This is a genomic window from Micromonospora sp. NPDC049102 (genome assembly GCF_043197485.1).
Taxonomy (GTDB): Bacteria; Actinomycetota; Actinomycetes; order Mycobacteriales; family Micromonosporaceae; genus Micromonospora.
Window position 1 is genome coordinate 255,046 of record NZ_JBICTE010000005.1, and the last position, 16,812, is coordinate 271,857.

Below are 16,812 nucleotides of genomic sequence, written 5' to 3' on the forward strand. Positions count from 1 at the left end.
GCGTTCTCTCTCGAAGCTGTAGATCTGCGTTTTAGCTGGTGAGGCGGTGTTGTGTCGGGGTTTTGATGGCTTTTCTTTTCGGTTGTTTGTGGTTGGATTGACGTGGCTTGAAATTGCGACTTGGCCTTGTTGGTAATGGGTGCAGGTGGCTAGGGTTTCGGCATGGCTAAGCGAATTTCTGGTGCGGGTGTGAATCGGATGGCGGCGCGGAAGGCGTCGGAGGTCCGGGCGGCGCGGGTCGCGCGGCTCGCGGCGCACGAGGCGAACGTGACGGAGGCGGTGCGGGTCTACTTCGACCGGGTGACACGCGCGGGTCAGGTGCGGGACGAGGCGAGCCTTCGGGCTCAGCGGATCCTCGCTGCCGGACAGAGCAGGGCAGGAGGGCTGGACCGGGAAGCCGATGCGGCCGTCGCCCGGCTTCGGAAACTTGGTGAGCCGGTCGCGGAGATCGCGGCCATGATCGAGCTTCCTGTCGCTGGGGTACGCGCCGCCCTCGCCCGCGCCAGCGACCACCCGACCCCCGTGGGCGACCAGCCTGCCGTCGTCGATGAGCCCAGGGAGATGGCCTCGCAGGAGGAGCCGGCATTGTCGACGGTATGAGGTCGGGCGCGGCCTTCACTACGGCGCAGCGGGCGCGGTGGGCAGAGGGCTGTGATGGCGCGGCGAGGCCGGACTCGACAGTTCGGCCCCGCCGCGCGTGGCGTGTCAGCGGTCGCCGTAGCGCAGGACAGTCCGGTACTCGGCGGCGTCGGCGGCGCTGTACGGGTCGTAGGCGTCCTTCTGCCCGACCAGCACGAGCCGGCGGCTGACGGACGCCGTGGTGGGGGAGCGGTGCTGCGGGGCAGTGGGAGTGGCAGTGGCGCTCATGGGTGAGTCCTCCTGACGGTTCGGGTTGGTGCGCTGCTGCCCGGGTGGGCCCGGGGTGCCGCGCTGACAGGACGGTGAGGGACCGGCCGCGGCCGGCGGCGGGCAAGCGGGAAGGCCGCGAGATCTTGGGAGCGCAGCGGTCCGGGGAGCGCAGCGAGCCGGCCAAGATGTTGGGGTCGGCGCTTGCCGGACGTGGCCGGGTCGGTCACCACTGGGGACTGGCCAGCGCGCACCACGGACACCGGCGAGACCCAAGCGGGTCAGGGCGGGTTGGCGATGTGCGGCCTCTCCTACGGGCGGGCGCGTCGTCCGGTGAGCCGTAGGCGCAGGTGCCTGACCGGTGCGGTGGGGTAGGCGCGGAGGTAGGTCACCAGCGTGTAGGCGAGGTTGGCGGCGCGTCTTTCGACGTCGCCGAGGCTGGGCTGGCTCTGCATTCGGGCGTTGAGGGCGCCGAGGAGTTGGTACCAGCCGTAGTAGAGCTCCCTGATGGCGATGACGTTGTCTGTCGTCAGGTGGGTGCAGGTTCGGGTGGCGGTGAGCCACTGTTGGTTCACCGCTTGGGCGTGCTCGTCGAAGAGGTTGCCGGTGAGCATGTCGATTTGGCGGCGTACGTCGTCGGAGTCCTGCGGGAGGCTGATCGCGGGCAGGGGTAGGCAAGCTCCCGGCTGGGGGTGGGTCGCGTAGACGACCTGGGTGATCGTTGCGCAGCCGCGGACCAGCTCCCGATAGGCGTCGGCAAGGTGGTGGCCGGCTGGAGGGGTCATCACAGGTTCTCCGGGGCGTCGGGCGGGTGTTCGGTGTTCGACCAGGCGGATGGACTGATCCCCGGGCGGGCCGTGGTCAGCGGCCCGCCCGATGTGGTGGTCAGCGGTGCAGGAGCTGTGCGTCGGTGGTGACCTCGGGGTAGAGGTGCGCGGCGTATTGCTCGCCGTCGGGGGTGGTGACGATGTCGCCGCGGCGGGCCTTGACCGCAGTGCCGGCGTGGGCGTCGGTGAACCGCATGGAGACCGACAGGTTGCGGGCCTGGACTTTGAGGCTGGGTATGTCGGAGTCGTTGAGATAGGGCAGGAGTTGGCCGGCTTCGACGAGGACTTGGTCGCCGCGGGTGAGGTTGCGGGCCCGGGCGGCGAGGTCTCCCCAGCACATGACCTCGAAGAACATGGCGCGGGTGTCGACCCACTTGCCGCTGTGATCGCGGTAACGGTCGCGGTGCACGATCGGGAACTGGACGTACTCGCGGCCGTCGCGGGTGTGGCCGATCTGCGGTGAGGCGGTGAGCCGGCCCTCGACGATGCAGGTGAACAGGGACATGACGACGCTCCAGACAGTCAGGTCGGGTGAGGGATGATGGGCGGGGCCGGCCGGCGCGGCCGGCCCCGCCTGCGGTGAGGGCTATAAGGCGGGCTCAAGCTCGCGGTCGCCGGCAGCCCAGGGGTCCTCGACCTGCTCGGCCTTGGCGGTGCGGGCGGACTGGGCGCCGGCGAACCGCATCGAGACCGCGACGTTGCCGGCGGTGACCTGCAACTGCCCGGCCGGCTTCTCGCTGTTGGGTGACTGGTAGGCCCAGACGGAGAGGTCGTCTCGGGCCTCGACGATGACCGTGTCGCCCTTGCGCAGGTGCTCGGCGCACCGTTCGGCGAGGCTCTCCCAGCAGGTGACCGTGACCCACATCGTCGGCCCGTTGGTCCACTCACCGCCGTTGCTGCGGCGGCGGGTGTTGTGGCCGACCCGCAGCTTGCAGACGGCCTTGCCGGAGGGGGTGACGCGCAGCTCGGGCTCGTCGGCGAGGTTGCCTTCGAAGGTGAAGTTGAACAGCATGACCGTGCTCCCTGTCGCTTGGTGTGCGGCGGGCGGGCCGGTCGGGTGACCGGGGCGCCGGGGTGCCGCGCTGACGGGGCCGGTCAGAGCCCGCCCGGGGGCCGGGGCTGCAAGCAACCGGCCAAAAGATCTTGGCGTCGAGCGGAGCGAGACAAGGGGCCAAGATGTTTTGGAAGGGCTTAGCGGCCCCGGCCCGGGTGGGCTGACCTTCGGGTCCCTCAGCAGCGGACACCCGGCCGCCACCCGGGACACCAGCACCGCCAGTGCGCCTCATCCGGGACAGCCGGGCCCGACATCGCGTTCGACTCCCGACGGGCTGACGCCGCAGCAGGTGACCTGACACCGCGAGCCGCCGGCATGGATTCGGTGTTGAAGCCGGCAGGAGCGACGCGGTCAGCGTGAGGCCCGCCAGGTGGTGACGGCAATGGCTGACACCGCTCCACGGGAATTCGCCGCGCGGTGTCAGCCGGTACAGCGGGTGGACGGGGGCACCGATGGCACGGGCGACTTCGAGTCCGTCGTGCCACCAAGCCCCGAACGCGGTGACCTTAAGGTTGGGGAACACCTTTACTGGCTTCGGCCCCGTCTCCGTCAGCGGTTCATCGCCACCGTACTGGCCTCGGGTGAGCTTGAGGTTGAGGGTTGCCGCTACCGATCTCCCTCGGACGCTGCTACTGCGTGCGCCGGCTCACCGGCAAACGGCTGGACAGCCTGGCGTCTGGAAGACGGCACGCTGCTCGACAAGCTTCGGCCATGACACGCTGCGCTGGCTTTTGCGAAACGGACGAACTGGTGGCTGTCGCGGCCAGGTTGGCCTCTTCGGGCCGGAGATGAGGAAGCGCCGATGAGTAGCCCACTGATCGCCGCTATCTCTCTGGGCGCGGCTTCGGTCGTGGCGTCGATCAGCTGGGTGATCGTACGGTGGCGCGATGCGGCAGTAGTCCAATGTGTGGCTGAGCGAGCACTTAAGGAGTGTCCCGCCGCGCGGCGGGCCGAAGTCGTCCACGCTGCTGCCGACCTCGCGGGACGACTAACTGCCAGCCGTCCGATGGGCGGTTCCCGCAGGGACAGCCGATTTCCAACAGGGTCGAACTCGGGGGGAGGCGGAGCGGGCAGTCAAACGGCCACGCGGCGCGGCACTGTGTAACAGGTGCCACGACTGATGCATTGCGGATTCCATAGACGGCTTCCGGTCGGGGTCGCCCCATACAACCTGGGCTAGCTGCTCGGGTAGCTGGTCGTCGCAAGGTCGCCGACATTCCCTTCACGGCCCTTTTGAAGCGGCGACAATCCTGCTTCAGCTCTATCGAATCCCTGTTCTGCTGACGCCTGTGGGAGAGCTGACCTCCGACTTGTCCGGGACATCCTCCGCGCCAGGCCACAGCATCGGAGTCGTGCACGTCAGCTCTCAACCGTGGGTCCCGGTTGGTGCTCGTCACGGCCTTGCCTGCCGCTCATGGGCGTTCCGGAAGACGTCGCAGCACGAGCGTTCAGGGCTACGGCCTGCGGGCGATGGGCGACGAGCCAGCGCGGCGTCGGCGCCAGGCAATCGCGCGGGGTCGGTGGAGTCCGGCTCGCCAGCCGGAGGCGATCGTCGCGCGAGCCTCAGCCGCCGACAGACCGACGGTGTGCGCGGCTTCCGCGAGCCGGGGCCACACCACCTGTGCTTCTAGCCCGTCGTGCGCGGCGAGTTGTCCGAGACGGAATGCCGCGAGGTGCAAGGCCGTGTTCCGGCCGCCAGCGGTGATCCGCTGTCCGCCGCGGATGAGCGGCCGGGGTGCGGCGAGGATCCTGCCGATCTCACCGTTGAGAGCGGCGAGCCCGTACCGGTCAGGGTCTTCGAGCCGCGTCGAGATAGCCGCAGCCGGTGATGCGGTAGCTAGCACCGGCACCGGCGGTGGTGACAGCAGTCGCCGTAAGGCTGGTGGGCAGTCCGGCAGAACACGGCCGAACTGTTGAGTGAAGGTGTACCGGCGGTCGGTGGGGTGCAGCGACGGCGGTGCAACGATGAGACCACCGCGTCCACGCCAGTCCACTCCGGGCACCACGCCGACGCGGTTGGCATGCCCTGTCGCGGCGAACCAGAGATGCCATCCGGACCCGGTTCGCACGACGGGCCCCGTCAGGCGGGCGTTGTCGAGGATCGTCGTGACCGTTCGAAGTCCGTCTGTGGTGTCGATGTCGCAGACGTCGAGCAGGGTGCCGGTGGCGAGTCCGACGTTCGCGTCGGGCCACCTCGTCCACCATTGCCGTACGAGAGCGGGGTCGGTGGACGCCTCTCGCAGCCCGAATCGCAGCCTGGGGTGTTTGCCGGGTGAAGGACAGGCGTGGGCCCGCCGGCAGCTGCAGCCACGCGCACGCTGGGGAGTGTGCAGGGGCATCACGGGGATGCCGGCGGTGGCGTAACGAAGAGCCGCGTTGAGAACAGGCTCGGATTGCGGTGCCTGCGGTGCGGTAGTCGGCCCGTGGGCTCGGGGCGGGGTGATCATCGGAGGGTCCTCAGGTGGTCATGGGTGCGGTTCGGGTCCGACGGATCTGTCGAGGCCGGGGATGGCACCAGGACGGCGGGATGGTGGACGGGGTGCTGGTTGACCGTGAGGTCGAGGCTGACGTACTCGCCGTTCTCGGTGGCGATCGCGACGCTGAGCGGCGCAGCGGTGCCGGGGACCGGGGTGACGGTGATGGTGACGGGTCCGGCGGTGATCGTGGCGGTCGAGACGCCGTATCGGTCCTCGGTGACTGCGGCGGTGACGTCCCAGGTTTCGTCGAGCAGCGGCCGGCCGCTGCTGTCGATGAGGCTGCTCATCAGTTCCAACGCGTCTGCGCCGGATGGCTCGGCTTCACGGTTGAGGAATGCCGTGAGCGCGTCGACGATCGCCGTGTCGAGGTGTTGCTGTCCGTTCGTCGTGTGGTGCGAACGCAGATTGCCGTCGTCGGAGACTGTCGGGGTGCGATGGTGCTGCGTCAGGCCGGTGTTGGTCAGGGCAGCTTGCGGCGTCACGAGGTACTCCAGAGGCAGTGGTGCGGGCGGGATGGATCAAGGTCGGGGCATGGTTGCTTCGGCCCGGAGGGCTGGCTGTGCGGAGGCGCGACGGGGAACGCGTCAGTCGGCGCGCGCGGCGTCGAAGTCGCAGGCTCCGAGGAAGGCTAGGTCGCGGGCGGGTATGTGCCTGCCAGCGGCGAGCGCCACGATGCGGCTTATCCGGTCCTGTGGGTCGACGGTGAGTGCCCGCCGGGCTGCGGCGAGAGCGAGGGTCTCGTCGCCGAGTCGCCACGTGCACCAGGCGGCGAGGCCTGCCGGGGCGGTGACGTACTCGTCGGGGACGCGACGGGTCAGATCCAGCCACAGATCCCGCTCCCACATTGCCCCCGACGTGGCCCGCCGTACCGTTTCCCGGTTGTGCTGATCGGTCAGCAAGATTGCCATGCGGGCGGCTTGCTCGACGGTGAGGCGGTGGCCGTTCCGGGCCCGGCCGAGCAGTGCTTGCAGCGTCGCCGGCCCGTCGGAGGCGTGCTGAAGGGCGGCAATGGCTGCGGCGACGGCGGCCTGTTGTGCCGGGTCGGGATTGGTGAGCGCGAGCAGGGCGTCGCGACTCGGTAGCGCGACGAGGCCCTCGACGGTCGACTGGGCGGCGGTCGCGGTCGCCTTCGCGTCGAAGCTGACACCGTCGGTGGCGTCGCAGGGGCAGTCGAGGCAGAAGTAGCGGCTCGGCACCACCATGAGCGTCTGGCTGACGGTGAGGTGCGCGGCAAGGGCGTCACTTGCGGCCGTGACCGTCGGCGCGACGTCCCGGTTGCCGTAGCCGACGAGGACGAGGGTCTGCACCGCGGCACGATCGGCGACGTCGCGGAAGGCGTCGACGACCTGCGCCATCGGGGCAGCTAGGTCGACCCGGGCCGCGACGGCGACTCTCCGGTTGGCCTTCATGAACAGGGCGACGAGACTCTGCTCGGGGTGGTAGCCCAGCAGGTAGGGCACCAGGCCCAGCAGCTCCGCCTGCGACCGTACCGTGAAGGTGGGGACATGAGACACGACAAACTCCTTGATCGAGTACGGGTAGAAAACGAGACTGACTGTGGTCGCCCGGACCACGGCAGGGGATGCCGCTCTACTACGGCTTCGGGCGTCGCCGCTCACCGGCGAGGACCCGGACAGTGGTGCTCACCGCGATAGGCGCGTCAGCGGGGCCGCGGCCAGCTCTCCGCTGGTGCCGCAGTTCATCTGATCTGGGACCAGGATCTGCTGTGCACCCAACGCTTCAAGCGGGGCCCGGCGGTGTGTCGGGCGGCGGCGCGCATTAGCGCGAGCCGGTCTAGCCGCCGGTAGCGGGCAGCGAGCAGCTGACACCCGTGACAAGAAACCTGTACGGATTGAACCGGGCCGGCGTCATCCGGACTCGCGTAGCCCGCTGCGGCACGTCGTCCGCAGCCGCCGCGCACGGCCGCCGTGCCTGAGCCAGTTCCCGGGAGACCCCCGATGGGCTCCGAGCGACTTTCCAGCCGATCTCCTTGTATTACGAACCCTCAGCCGGGCCAGGAGAAACTATTTCACGATCACTCAAGGTCAACGTATGGCACACACGGGAATCCTGTCCCACCGAACTGCCAAGTCGGTGGTGCGACCGTTTGAACCCGTCCTCAGGTAGCGTTTGGTCGATGTCGCAACGCAACCGGGAGCACGGAGGGCAGCGTGTCGAGATTTATTGATTTTATGGGCGATGTGGCACGAGGGGCAGGGGCCCGGCTTGTCGCTGAAGAATTTGCTAAAGGCTACGATGAGGCGGCCGACATTCTCATGCGCATTCTGTCGGAAGAGATTGACGAATTGTCGAATCGGCCCAAAGTGGGTCGCTATTTGTCGGAGCAGGATCAGTTCTTGTTGTCATCCTTGTGTGATATTCGGGCCAGAATTCAGGCGGCGTTGAAGCAGTAATGCGCATTCATGTAGGCGGCAATCCGGGCCCAGATCTATCGACGTGCCTGAGTGCCCAGAGTTACTTCCTTGATTAACAAACGCAGGGTGCCGATTCCTGCTATCAGCGCAGTCTCGAAATCCTCAGATGTGGGATCTGCGGCCAACATTTGATCTTTAAGAACATGCACTCGGGCCGGCGCTAATTGAAGAATGTTGATTTGGCTGAACAGGTATGCCTGGCGGATGGTCACGTCGGAATGCAATGCGCCTTGGGTGCTGACACCGAACATGCTTAATCTGACGATAGCCTGCCTTTTGGGCGAGGTGGCGGCTCGCGAATTCCTCACGAACGACACGAAGGCCTCTAGCTCATCCTCGAGAGCTGTAGTTAAGAAGGCAGCAGCCCCACGCGCCTGCAAAGTCTCAATCTCCGCAACGAATTCAGACATCCCATCCTTGAATCTCAGAAGTGATGCCGAGTCCTCGCTATCCGCGTCGCGGTTTAGTCGGAACTGATCGAACGCGGAGAGTAGCCTGGTCATCGCTATTGCGATCGGCACATATATGCTGTTGGTGTACGCGCGGGCGTTCTCAAGGTAACTCTCTTGAAGTCGTTGGAGGTAGGTAATCTCAACCTCGCGAACCTTTTTGTTTGCGGCGATGATGGTCGCTATCGCGGTTGCCGCCGCCCCTAGAATCACCGCAAGAGCCGCGATTGCGGCTGTAAGCCAGGTCGGAACTTGCTCTGCTGTGGGCGCGGCCATCGGGATATAATATGTGCTGTCGCAACAGTTGCTGGGCCGTCGCGGCTGGGCTTGTTGGTGCCGTGGCTACGAACGTTCGTGGTGTTGGGGTCAGGCTGTGCGGGTGGCGGGCGTTGGCGTTGCGCCAGCCCAGGCGAAGAACAAGGCCTCCAGGTACGACTGCAGTTCCCGGGGCAGGGCGGCGCGGTTGCGTGGTTTGCCGGCCTCGATGGAGGTGCGTAGCGGCCCGGGCTGGGCCTGGATGGGTTTGCCCAGGAGGCATAGGTCGGGGTGAAGCAGAGTTGGACCTTGTGCCATGCCGCCATGTGTGGATCTTGAGGCCTTTGTGCGTGGACAGGTTGGTGGCTCTCTTCGGCCTCGCGGCGCTCTGCGGCGCGGTTCTGGGACGCGAGGTGCTGCTGCCGCTCGGCTGTTCGGAGCTGACGCTGTAACGCGGCGGCGATCCTCGTTCCCTTCGCGGCCTGCGCGTGCTGGGTGGCGAGAACCCCGCGGGCCCCTTCCGATCGTTGCTCGCCAGGTGCGCGACGGCCTCCAAGTCGACGCTCACTCCCTCCCGCCGGCGGCACTGCGGCGGCTGTCGAAGGGTCTCACTGGGCTCCTCGGCGGGGACGTCGAGTGGGGTGCCCCGGACGACGGCCACCGCCAGGTGACCGGACGGCGGCGACCCACGTGCTTGCTCGGCTGTCGTCGTAGGTCAACTGGTAGGTGGTTCCGTCGTCACCGACCACGGTGAGTAGGGCGGGTTTATCAGCGGCGAAGAGAATCTGGTCGACGGGGGCGGGCCCGTACGCTACGGCCGCTCCAACGGCGCGTTGGAACTCCTTCCAGGCCGTGATCACCACCGGGTTGATATCCCGCTGGTCGGCGTCATCGCATGCGGGACGAGGAGGTAAGTGGGTCATGAGGGGTGGTCCTTGCGCGGGTGCGCGGCGTACCCGGACTCGCAGAAGGTCCGGTCACGCCGGTGCAACGGGGTGGGATTAGGCGGTGGTGGCGGCGAGGTGCAGGGCCTGGACAGCCGTGGCCTCGAGACCGTGGGCGGCGTCAGCGTCGGAGAGGGTCTGGGCGACGGAGGTGACGGCGTGCATGACCCCTCCGGCGGTGGGATCGGCGCCAGCGATGAAGTGGGCGAGGATGTCGCGTTGCTGTTCCTCGCTGTAGCGCAGCCGCTGGCCAACGAATTTGAGGGTGGTGTTGGGGTCGGTGACGGGGGTGCCGGCGGCGGTGTCGAGCTCGCGCAGAACCTCGGCGATGTAGTCCGCGTCGAGGAAGGCGGTGACCGCGTCGGTGGTGCGGGAGGTGATCAGGTCGAGGGTGCGGCGGGTGGTCTCCTCGGAGGCGGTTACGACCCCGTCTGAGCCGGTCATGCGGGAGCCGATGTGGGCACGGCGCAGGGCGTTTCGGCGGATGACCATGCCGTTGCGGCAGACCTCGAAGCGCACCCACGGAGCGATGCTGAACGCGCCCGCCCCGGTCTCGGAGTTCGAGATCAGGAATCCGGCTGAGACGATCGGCAGTTCGGAGCCGGCCCGCCCGTCAAACGGGGACCGGTAGCGGGCCAGCAGGCGGGGCGCGGCGATCTGCACCTGGGGGGAGTAGACCCGCAGGTACATCCGCCGGTCGGTGAGGTCGCAGCCGGCGAACTGGACTCGCACGTTCGCGCGGCGGATCCCGTCGAGTGCGGCGAAGAGTACGTCGAGGTTGTCGATGCGGTGGTACCGGTCGGACAGGACCGCTCGCACGATGCCGCCGCCGGTGTCGTTGCGCAGGCAGCGGATGAGGAAGCTGCGGGGGTCGCGGGCAAGCCAGCCGTTGACGTTGTCGTCGAAGAGACCGGGGTGTTCGGCGGCGAGGCGCCGTAGGTACGCGACGGGGATGCCGAGCTTATCGGCGAGGCCGGCGGTGGCGACGTCGTTGACGCTGTAGGTGCCGGAGGTCATCGTCACGCCGTCAGGGTCGAGCTGCGGTTCGGTGCCGTCCAGGACGAGGCTGCCGCCGACGGCACGCATTCGCCCGGCGCCGGCCTTGACGTCCAGTGCCCGGTTGGACTGGTCGGTGAGCATGCGGCGGAGCTGGTCGAGGTCGACGTTGCGGTGCGCCGGAACAGTGATCATCGAAGACATGAGGGGTGGGTCCCTTCGAGGAGAGTCTGGGTGGGGAGTTCATTGGAGGGTCAGCGGCCGGCGTCAGCGGCGGTGGTGACGGCCAGGCGTAGTCGCTCCCACTGCTCGGGCCCGACGGTGCCGAGCGCGCGGGCCTCGTCGAGGTGGTCCAGTGCGGCGGCGGTGTCGCCGGCGGTGAACGCGGCGTCGGCGGCGCGGAACGCCACTTCGCCCTGCTCGCGGCGTAGCTGTCGCCACTGCCCGGGGTTGCGGCCCGGACTCGCCTGGGTCAGCACCTCGGGATGGGTTCGGGCGTGGGTGTAGATCCACTCCCACTCGGCGGGGGTGGCGTTGACGATCTCAGCGACGTACCGGCAGCCGTCGCCGGTGACTCGGTGATAGCCGGGCCCGTACTCCTCGAACGCCAGCAGGATCTCCTGCTGGCGGATCAGCGCCAGACGGCGCTCACGGTCATCGACCTCGGACAGCAGGTCAGCGTTAGGTGACACAGGGCTCCAATCGAACACATCGGCGGCTGATTGGGTGGTTGGCCCCACCCGATGTGAGTCGGGTCGGCACGAAAGTCGGCAGGGGCCCGCGCGCAGTGCGTGGACCCCCGCCGATAAGGGAAGTCAGATCAGGACTCGTCGCTGATGGGCTCGTCGTCGGAGGTCTGCTTCTCGACATCGGTCAGCTCATCGGAGTCGGCTAGGTCGTCGGCCTCGGAGCCCGTTGGCTCTGGCGCTGTAGCCTCGGGCTCGGGCTGCTGCGCGGCTTGTGGCGCAGCGATCAGGTCATCGGCAGCACTGTCGACCTGCTCGGTCTCCGCGTCGGCATCGCCGACGTCGGGGTCCCCAGAATCCGCAGCCGTGGCACCGTCGGGAGCTTCGATGTCGGGCACATCGCCCTGCGGGTCACTGCCCAACGACTCTCGCAGCGTCGTCTCCGCCTCGGAGAGGGTGTAGCCATCGGCGACGAGCTGGTCGAGCCACGCCACTGCCGCCTCGTTATCCAACGCCCACGTCTCGTCGCGGGTCGCGTAGCCGAGGTTGCGTTCCTGGACGCAGATCCACTGCGCCACCAGGCAGCGGCGCAGCTTGTCCTCCCGAGCCATCGCGGCGGCGGCGCCGTCTACGCCACCAAGGGTTGCGTACAGGCCATCGACGTCGTGGAACCGCAGCCCCTCTACGACGGTGGCCCGAAGCGCCTCCAGGAAGAGCCGCTTCACCGCCCGCGTCGACCCGTACCCGGTGCGATAGAACTCCTGCCGTACCTCTGCCGCGACCGTCAGACCGGCGAGGTACTCCGCGCGGGCCTGTTCGGCCGCCTCCCGGCGGGCACGCTCCTCTTCCGTGCCCCCCCGACGACTGCCGTAGCTCAGGCGCTGGTAGCCATACCGGTCCGGCTCCGCACAGTAGAAAGTCGTCTGGGCATGGTCGCCGATCTTCTCAACGAACGCTGCGAGCCCCGCCAACGTGGGAAACATCTCTGGGGCGAGCGGGTTGCCGTTGGCGTCGGCGAGTTGCGTGGCGGCCACGGCCGTACCGCTGTAGGGGTAGCCCTTCGGCTTGGACGTCACCTTCACCCCGGCGAGCACCAACTCCGCCTTCGCCCGCTCCTTCGCCGCCGCGAAGGTCCGCTTCGAGCGCTCGGCGGCGATGGCGTGCCGGAATCCCCAACCCGACCCGGTGCCCTTCAGGATTCGATCCAGGGCAGCCGGATCCTCGGTGAATTCGGTGAGCGCGGAGGCGTCTTCCAGTGTCAGGGTGCCGGCGTCGGCGGCTCCGCGCGCCGCCTGTGGCAACTCCCGCAGCTTCAAGGTCTGCTTCACCTTGGCCGTCGGGATCGCCCGCACGGTGGCGATCTGCTCGGGCGACCAGTCCAGCAACGTCAGCTGGTGGAACGCCTCAGCCTCCTCGGTGGGGGTCAGCCCCACCCGGTGGCCGTTCTCGGCGAGCTGCGCGACGATCTGCGCCGCAGCACCTTCGTCGGAGGCGACCCACACCGGCACCTGCTCCATGCCGAGCTCGATCGCCGCGTACTTCCGGCGGTGCCCGATGATCAACTGAAACGTGTTCGGCTGGTCCGGGGCCGGGATGGCTACCAAGGGGCAGAGGACTCCTACAACCGTCATCGAGGCAGTCAGATCGCTCAGGTCACCGACGTCTGTGCGCAGGTTACGCGGGTTATCGACCAGGTCACGAGGGTCGAGGTACTGGGCCCGGAGGGTAGGGCCCGCGGGGTTCGCAGGTGCTGTGACCCCGGCGATGCTGAGTTCGTCCGATACGGGTCGGGACAACAGAGTGGTCGTCATTACAGAGAACGTCCTTCCCGAACACGAGGACGCCCTACCCGGCGCGGGAACGGCCGGGTGGGCGGTGTTGGCCCGATCCGCCCGGCCGGCCGATCGGCGTAGCCCCGCACAGGCCCACCCACGCTCCGTACGACGCGCAGACGCGGCTGCGACGGTGGGCCTTGCGGGGCCAGCCGCGGCCGGTCAGGATCGAGGGCCAGCAACCGCACCCACGGCCTCCCGCCCGGGAGCAGGCCAACGTCAACGACGAAGCTGCGCGAAGGCAGGCCGCTATCACCGCGGGTGCTGCCGGGCGGGACCTGGGTGCGGTCAGCGGGTGCTACGGTCGGAAGGCGGACCTGCCCCACGTTTGTGGATCGGCAGGTCCTGCTGTGTTCGGGTCGCCGTCGTTGGCTGGTCACCGTGGTCCTGAGGATCACGTATCGAAGTGACGACGCCCGGCTGGTCCGTCTGAACGGCAGCCTTATTCGTCGGCGGGGGTGGCCATTGCGGTGTCGATGGCGGTTCTGCCGCGTTCGGGCGCTTCGGGCATGAGGTGGCCGTAGTACTCGTCGGTGACCTTGGAATTGCTGTGGCCCAACCAGACTGCGAGGTCGGTGATCGGCACCCCGTTGCCGAGCATCGAGGAGGCGAAGAAGTGCCGAAGCGCGTGGGTTTTGGTGAACGACACCTTCGACTCGGTGAGTGCCGGCTGCCAGATCTGGTTGCGGAAGTAGTACTGGTACAGCAGGCCGGTGCGGCTGTGGTTGGGAAAGAGCAGGTGGACCTGACCCTGGCTGCTCTGCCACGCGACGGTGCCGAACTTCTTCAGGTGTGCGCGTAGGACCGCGGCGACGACCTTGGGAAGCGGCACGGCCCGGCCGGGGGACTCGGCATCGCGGTGCTTGGTGTACATCTTGAGATGCAGGCCGGCGTTCTTGCCGCTGTCGCTCTCGCCGTCCTCGGTGATCTGCCGGTTGACGTGCAGCAGCCCCCGGCGGAAGTCGATCTGGTCGCAACACAGACCCATCGCCTCAGCGACGCGTAGCCCGCAGCCAGCCATCAGCCATGCCATCGCGGTGTATCGAGGGTCGAAGGCAGCGATCAGCGCTTCGATCTCGACGCGTGTCGGGACGACGATCTTCTCTTTCACCACGCGACGCACATTGGCGCGGCGACCGGGGAGCTTGGCCCGCTTGGCCGGGTTGCGGCCGAGTTCGTCATTGTCGACCGCCCACTGCAGTGCGGAGCTGAGGTACCCGAACCGGGTCTGGATGGTCTGCGGCTGGTACTTCTTGGTGTCACGCATCCACAAGATCCACGCCTGGATGTCGGCGAGCTTGAGCACCCCGGTCGTCCTGGCCTTAAAGTATGGCCGGACCGCCTGGTTGAGCATGCTGCGGTACTGCCTGACACTGGAGTTTTCCAGGCCCCGGGTGGTGGCCCACCGCTCGAATAGTGCCGCGACGGTTTCGGCGCCTCGCTCGGTCTCCAGGTATGTGCCGGTGTCGAGTTCGCGCTCTTTGCGGGTGCGGAAGTTTTCCGCGTCTACCTTGCGCCGGAACGACCTCTGCCGTTGCCGGCGGTCTGGATCCATCCAGAAGCAGGTGTAGCCGGGACCATCGGTGCTGGGCTTAATCCATGCTCGTGCCATGAGAGGGGCTCCTTGGTGCGGTGCAGGCTTGCTGGCGTCGAGGCGCACGTCATCGCCCCGGCTCGCGCACGGCGGGCGGGTTGAGGACAGGGGGTATCGCCCCGGCGGCCGGAGTGGCTGCGGGCTGAAGGGGGTGTGCGGTATCGGCCCTCGACGCGAATGGCGCGCCGCGGATTTGTCGGGTACGGGCTATCGGCTCGTGACCAGGCCGCAGGTCACGAGTGGTCTGTCAGAAGCAGTGAAGCGGTGGGTGCCGGGTGGTTACTCCAGCCGGTCGAGGAAGCCGTCGATCATCGTGAGCAGTTCCTCAGCGGGTACACCGTTGGCGGCGGCGGTGCGGACTTCGCCCAGGACCTCGCGGACCTGCTGGCGGGTCTTGCGGCGGATCTCGTCGCTGTCGGCGAAGAAGCCGTCGAACGCGGCCTGCGCTCTGGTGAGGAAGTCGTCGCGTAGCTGTTGTGGGATGCCGCGTCCGGATGGCTCGACTGATTCGGCCGCCGTCGCCTCGTAGTGCGCCGCGTCAGTGCCGTCGAGAGCTTCCTCGCCGCGCATCCACCGCAGCAGCCGAATCGAGTCGACCACCACACCGGGTGCGACCTGCACCCGTCGGTCGGCACCGGGAACCAGCAAAGCCTCTGGCGGAACGTCCAGCGCGTAGGCGAAGCGCATCAGCTCGTCCACGGTAACCGGAGTCCGGCGGCGTCCCGCCTCGATGTTCATCAACACAGTCGTCGACATCGCCGGATCGCCGTACAACTTGGCAGCCTTGTCCGGGTTCAGTCGGCGCTTCTTCCGGATCTCCTTGAGGCGTAGACGCACCACCTCGCCCGGGGTGGCCTCCTCGCCGAGCTGCTCACTTGTCATGTTCGTAAGTTTTACTCGCCCAGTTGACAAGTTGCAAGCTCGCTGGTCATTCTACTTCCCCATCCAGCAAGTGAGCCTGGCTCACTTGCCAATTAGGCAAGCGAGTTGATGATGCGAGAAGAGCAGGCGGGCATGTGGTCCCACGAGCAGGCAGCTCGATACCTGAATGTGCAGCCCCAGACCCTGTACTACATGAACTACACGGGCAAAGGACCCAAGTCGTACAAGGTGGGCAAGTACCGCCGCTACCGCAGGCGCGACATCGACGCGTGGCTCGAAACCCGCAGCTCCGAATGCTGACCGCTCCCAATCACCGTCACGTCACCCTGTTCGGAGCGCACCTACATGACTATGACCGGCACCAACTTCGCCTTCTACTACGTCGACGACTCCGGTAGCGAAGCCCATGGCCTGGCCACGTTCAGCTGGATCCGGATCGACCCAGCGCAGTGGGCTTGCGCGACGGAACGATGGTTACGGTTCCGTGGTGCGGTCTACCGTCGCCACGGCATCCCCGCCGACATCCGGCTGCATGCCACCGAATTGGCAGGCGGCCGGGGGACCTGGGCGCAAGATCCTGCCGGCAGGGCGGCTTGGAGAGGCCTGAACATCATCCAGGAGGGTCTTGCCGCGATAGCTGCCCTGCCCGGGATCACGCTCGGCAGCGTCTACCGCCGCACCAACGCCCGAGGACGCGACTTCGAACGCGACAAGCAGGATCTATACGGCTGCATGATTGCCAATCTTGACGCCGACCTCCACGATGCTGCCGCCTTCGGCGCCGTCGTCGTGGACGGCGACGGCACGAACAGCAGCTACAACCGTGCACACCGCGTACTCGCCAACGGCAGCCGCGCCCTCATCGAGGACCCCTTCTTCCGGCACGCCAGCACAAGCCAGTGGGTCCAGATCGCCGACCTTGCGGCATGGACCGGCTATCGCTCGCTTCGGCCTGGTGGACGGCGAGACAGGACCACCACGTGGTACGGCCAGATCCTTCGGCACCTCGATAGTGCAGGAGGGCCAGTCGAACTTTGATCCGTAACAGCCCAACCAGACGATCCCACGTGACGTGCGATTGGACGGAGTTGCGGTGACGCGATGAGCTCGTCTCCTTGTGATCTAGATGCGGCCGGGTGCCCCGCTCTCGGTCCTGCGGCCGTCGTGCAGATCGGGAACACCCGGGGCATCCGGCCGTCGGTGCCGGTCGGGTGCGGTCGGCTCCCGACCGAGCACCGCAGCCGGGGACGGCAATGTCACCACCTGTCGCCCGCCAGGCAGGAGCCCTGCAGGGAACATTAGCGATGATTATTGTTTCTCATTCGGCCTGACAGACCTCACGCCCGGAAGGTGATGACCGCGGGTTCGCCGCCGACGTGCTCCAGAACCCGCCGCAGCAGTTCGTCGCGGTTACTACTGCTGTGCCACGAGATGGTGCGGTGTCAAGCCCCGGGTTTGATGGAGAGTTGGTTAGCTGGTTTTCAGGGACGCGGTGACCGGATGGGTCATCGCGTGTAGTTGCTCGTGCTCGGCGG

The 16,812-nt window shown here is 67.4% G+C and carries 18 protein-coding genes; 5 read left to right on the forward strand and 13 right to left on the reverse strand.

Translation table 11 applies throughout. From position 1 onward, the window contains the following. Window positions 1-162: 162 nt before the first annotated feature. On the forward strand, window positions 163-600 hold the full coding sequence (locus ACGFH9_RS08670) for a hypothetical protein (protein ID WP_393216986.1): 438 nt from the start codon (window positions 163-165) through the stop codon (window positions 598-600). Between the two features lie 105 nt (window positions 601-705). Here the strand turns inward: ACGFH9_RS08670 and ACGFH9_RS08675 are convergent, their stop codons facing one another. The 4 genes from ACGFH9_RS08675 to ACGFH9_RS08690 all read right to left on the reverse strand — a co-directional run bounded on the left by ACGFH9_RS08675 (window position 706) and on the right by ACGFH9_RS08690 (window position 2,685). Further along, window positions 706-867, reverse strand: a complete 162-nt coding sequence (locus ACGFH9_RS08675; RefSeq protein ID WP_393216987.1) for a hypothetical protein — start codon at window positions 865-867, stop codon at window positions 706-708. 290 nt (window positions 868-1,157) lie between these two features. Beyond that, window positions 1,158-1,631, reverse strand: a complete 474-nt coding sequence (locus ACGFH9_RS08680; RefSeq protein WP_393216988.1) for a hypothetical protein — start codon at window positions 1,629-1,631, stop codon at window positions 1,158-1,160. A 100-nt stretch (window positions 1,632-1,731) separates the two neighbouring features. Then, window positions 1,732-2,178, reverse strand: a complete 447-nt coding sequence (locus ACGFH9_RS08685) for a single-stranded DNA-binding protein (RefSeq protein WP_393216989.1) — start codon at window positions 2,176-2,178, stop codon at window positions 1,732-1,734. Between the two features lie 81 nt (window positions 2,179-2,259). Then, complete coding sequence (locus tag ACGFH9_RS08690) at window positions 2,260-2,685, reverse strand: single-stranded DNA-binding protein (protein WP_393216990.1); 426 nt, start codon at window positions 2,683-2,685, stop codon at window positions 2,260-2,262. Between the two features lie 424 nt (window positions 2,686-3,109). Between ACGFH9_RS08690 and ACGFH9_RS08695 the strand changes: the two genes are divergently transcribed. After that, a complete protein-coding gene (locus ACGFH9_RS08695; protein WP_393216991.1) occupies window positions 3,110-3,442 on the forward strand; it encodes a hypothetical protein in 333 nt (110 codons plus the stop codon). Window positions 3,443-4,181: 739 nt separating this feature from the next. On the opposite strand, the gene ACGFH9_RS08700 is transcribed toward ACGFH9_RS08695, so the two are convergent. The 3 genes from ACGFH9_RS08700 to ACGFH9_RS08710 all read right to left on the reverse strand — a co-directional run bounded on the left by ACGFH9_RS08700 (window position 4,182) and on the right by ACGFH9_RS08710 (window position 6,718). After that, a complete protein-coding gene (locus ACGFH9_RS08700; protein ID WP_393216992.1) occupies window positions 4,182-5,174 on the reverse strand; it encodes a bifunctional DNA primase/polymerase in 993 nt (330 codons plus the stop codon). Beyond that, entirely contained in the window at window positions 5,171-5,686 is a 516-nt protein-coding gene (locus tag ACGFH9_RS08705) for a hypothetical protein (RefSeq protein ID WP_393216993.1), read from the reverse strand. Before ACGFH9_RS08705 ends, ACGFH9_RS08700 begins: the two co-directional genes overlap by 4 nt. A gap of 102 nt (window positions 5,687-5,788) precedes the next feature. Beyond that, on the reverse strand, window positions 5,789-6,718 hold the full coding sequence (locus ACGFH9_RS08710) for a DUF4192 domain-containing protein (protein WP_393216994.1): 930 nt from the start codon (window positions 6,716-6,718) through the stop codon (window positions 5,789-5,791). Between the two features lie 657 nt (window positions 6,719-7,375). On the opposite strand from ACGFH9_RS08710, the gene ACGFH9_RS08715 reads away from it, so the two are divergent. Next, entirely contained in the window at window positions 7,376-7,618 is a 243-nt protein-coding gene (locus ACGFH9_RS08715) for a hypothetical protein (RefSeq protein WP_393216995.1), read from the forward strand. Window positions 7,619-7,653: 35 nt separating this feature from the next. Here ACGFH9_RS08715 and ACGFH9_RS08720 read toward each other — a convergent pair whose 3' ends face one another. From ACGFH9_RS08720 to ACGFH9_RS08745, 6 genes are all read right to left on the reverse strand, one after another. After that, window positions 7,654-8,364 carry a hypothetical protein gene (locus ACGFH9_RS08720; protein ID WP_393216996.1) on the reverse strand — a complete coding sequence of 237 codons (711 nt, stop codon included), beginning with the start codon at window positions 8,362-8,364 and terminating at the stop codon, window positions 7,654-7,656. 980 nt (window positions 8,365-9,344) lie between these two features. Then, window positions 9,345-10,478: a DUF932 domain-containing protein gene (locus ACGFH9_RS08725; protein WP_393216997.1), complete on the reverse strand. Its 1,134-nt coding sequence runs from the start codon at window positions 10,476-10,478 to the stop codon at window positions 9,345-9,347. A gap of 59 nt (window positions 10,479-10,537) precedes the next feature. Further along, window positions 10,538-10,975 carry a hypothetical protein gene (locus tag ACGFH9_RS08730; protein WP_393216998.1) on the reverse strand — a complete coding sequence of 146 codons (438 nt, stop codon included), beginning with the start codon at window positions 10,973-10,975 and terminating at the stop codon, window positions 10,538-10,540. A 128-nt stretch (window positions 10,976-11,103) separates the two neighbouring features. Next, entirely contained in the window at window positions 11,104-12,780 is a 1,677-nt protein-coding gene (locus tag ACGFH9_RS08735; RefSeq protein WP_393216999.1) for a ParB/RepB/Spo0J family partition protein, read from the reverse strand. Window positions 12,781-13,243: 463 nt separating this feature from the next. Beyond that, entirely contained in the window at window positions 13,244-14,413 is a 1,170-nt protein-coding gene (locus ACGFH9_RS08740) for a tyrosine-type recombinase/integrase (protein ID WP_393217000.1), read from the reverse strand. 261 nt (window positions 14,414-14,674) lie between these two features. Beyond that, window positions 14,675-15,277, reverse strand: a complete 603-nt coding sequence (locus ACGFH9_RS08745; protein ID WP_393217001.1) for a helix-turn-helix domain-containing protein — start codon at window positions 15,275-15,277, stop codon at window positions 14,675-14,677. A 111-nt stretch (window positions 15,278-15,388) separates the two neighbouring features. Between ACGFH9_RS08745 and ACGFH9_RS08750 the strand changes: the two genes are divergently transcribed. Both ACGFH9_RS08750 and ACGFH9_RS08755 read left to right on the forward strand, forming a co-directional pair. Continuing rightward, window positions 15,389-15,577: a helix-turn-helix transcriptional regulator gene (locus ACGFH9_RS08750; RefSeq protein ID WP_393217002.1), complete on the forward strand. Its 189-nt coding sequence runs from the start codon at window positions 15,389-15,391 to the stop codon at window positions 15,575-15,577. A 51-nt stretch (window positions 15,578-15,628) separates the two neighbouring features. After that, window positions 15,629-16,315, forward strand: a complete 687-nt coding sequence (locus ACGFH9_RS08755; RefSeq protein WP_393217003.1) for a DUF3800 domain-containing protein — start codon at window positions 15,629-15,631, stop codon at window positions 16,313-16,315. Window positions 16,316-16,812: the final 497 nt, after the last annotated feature.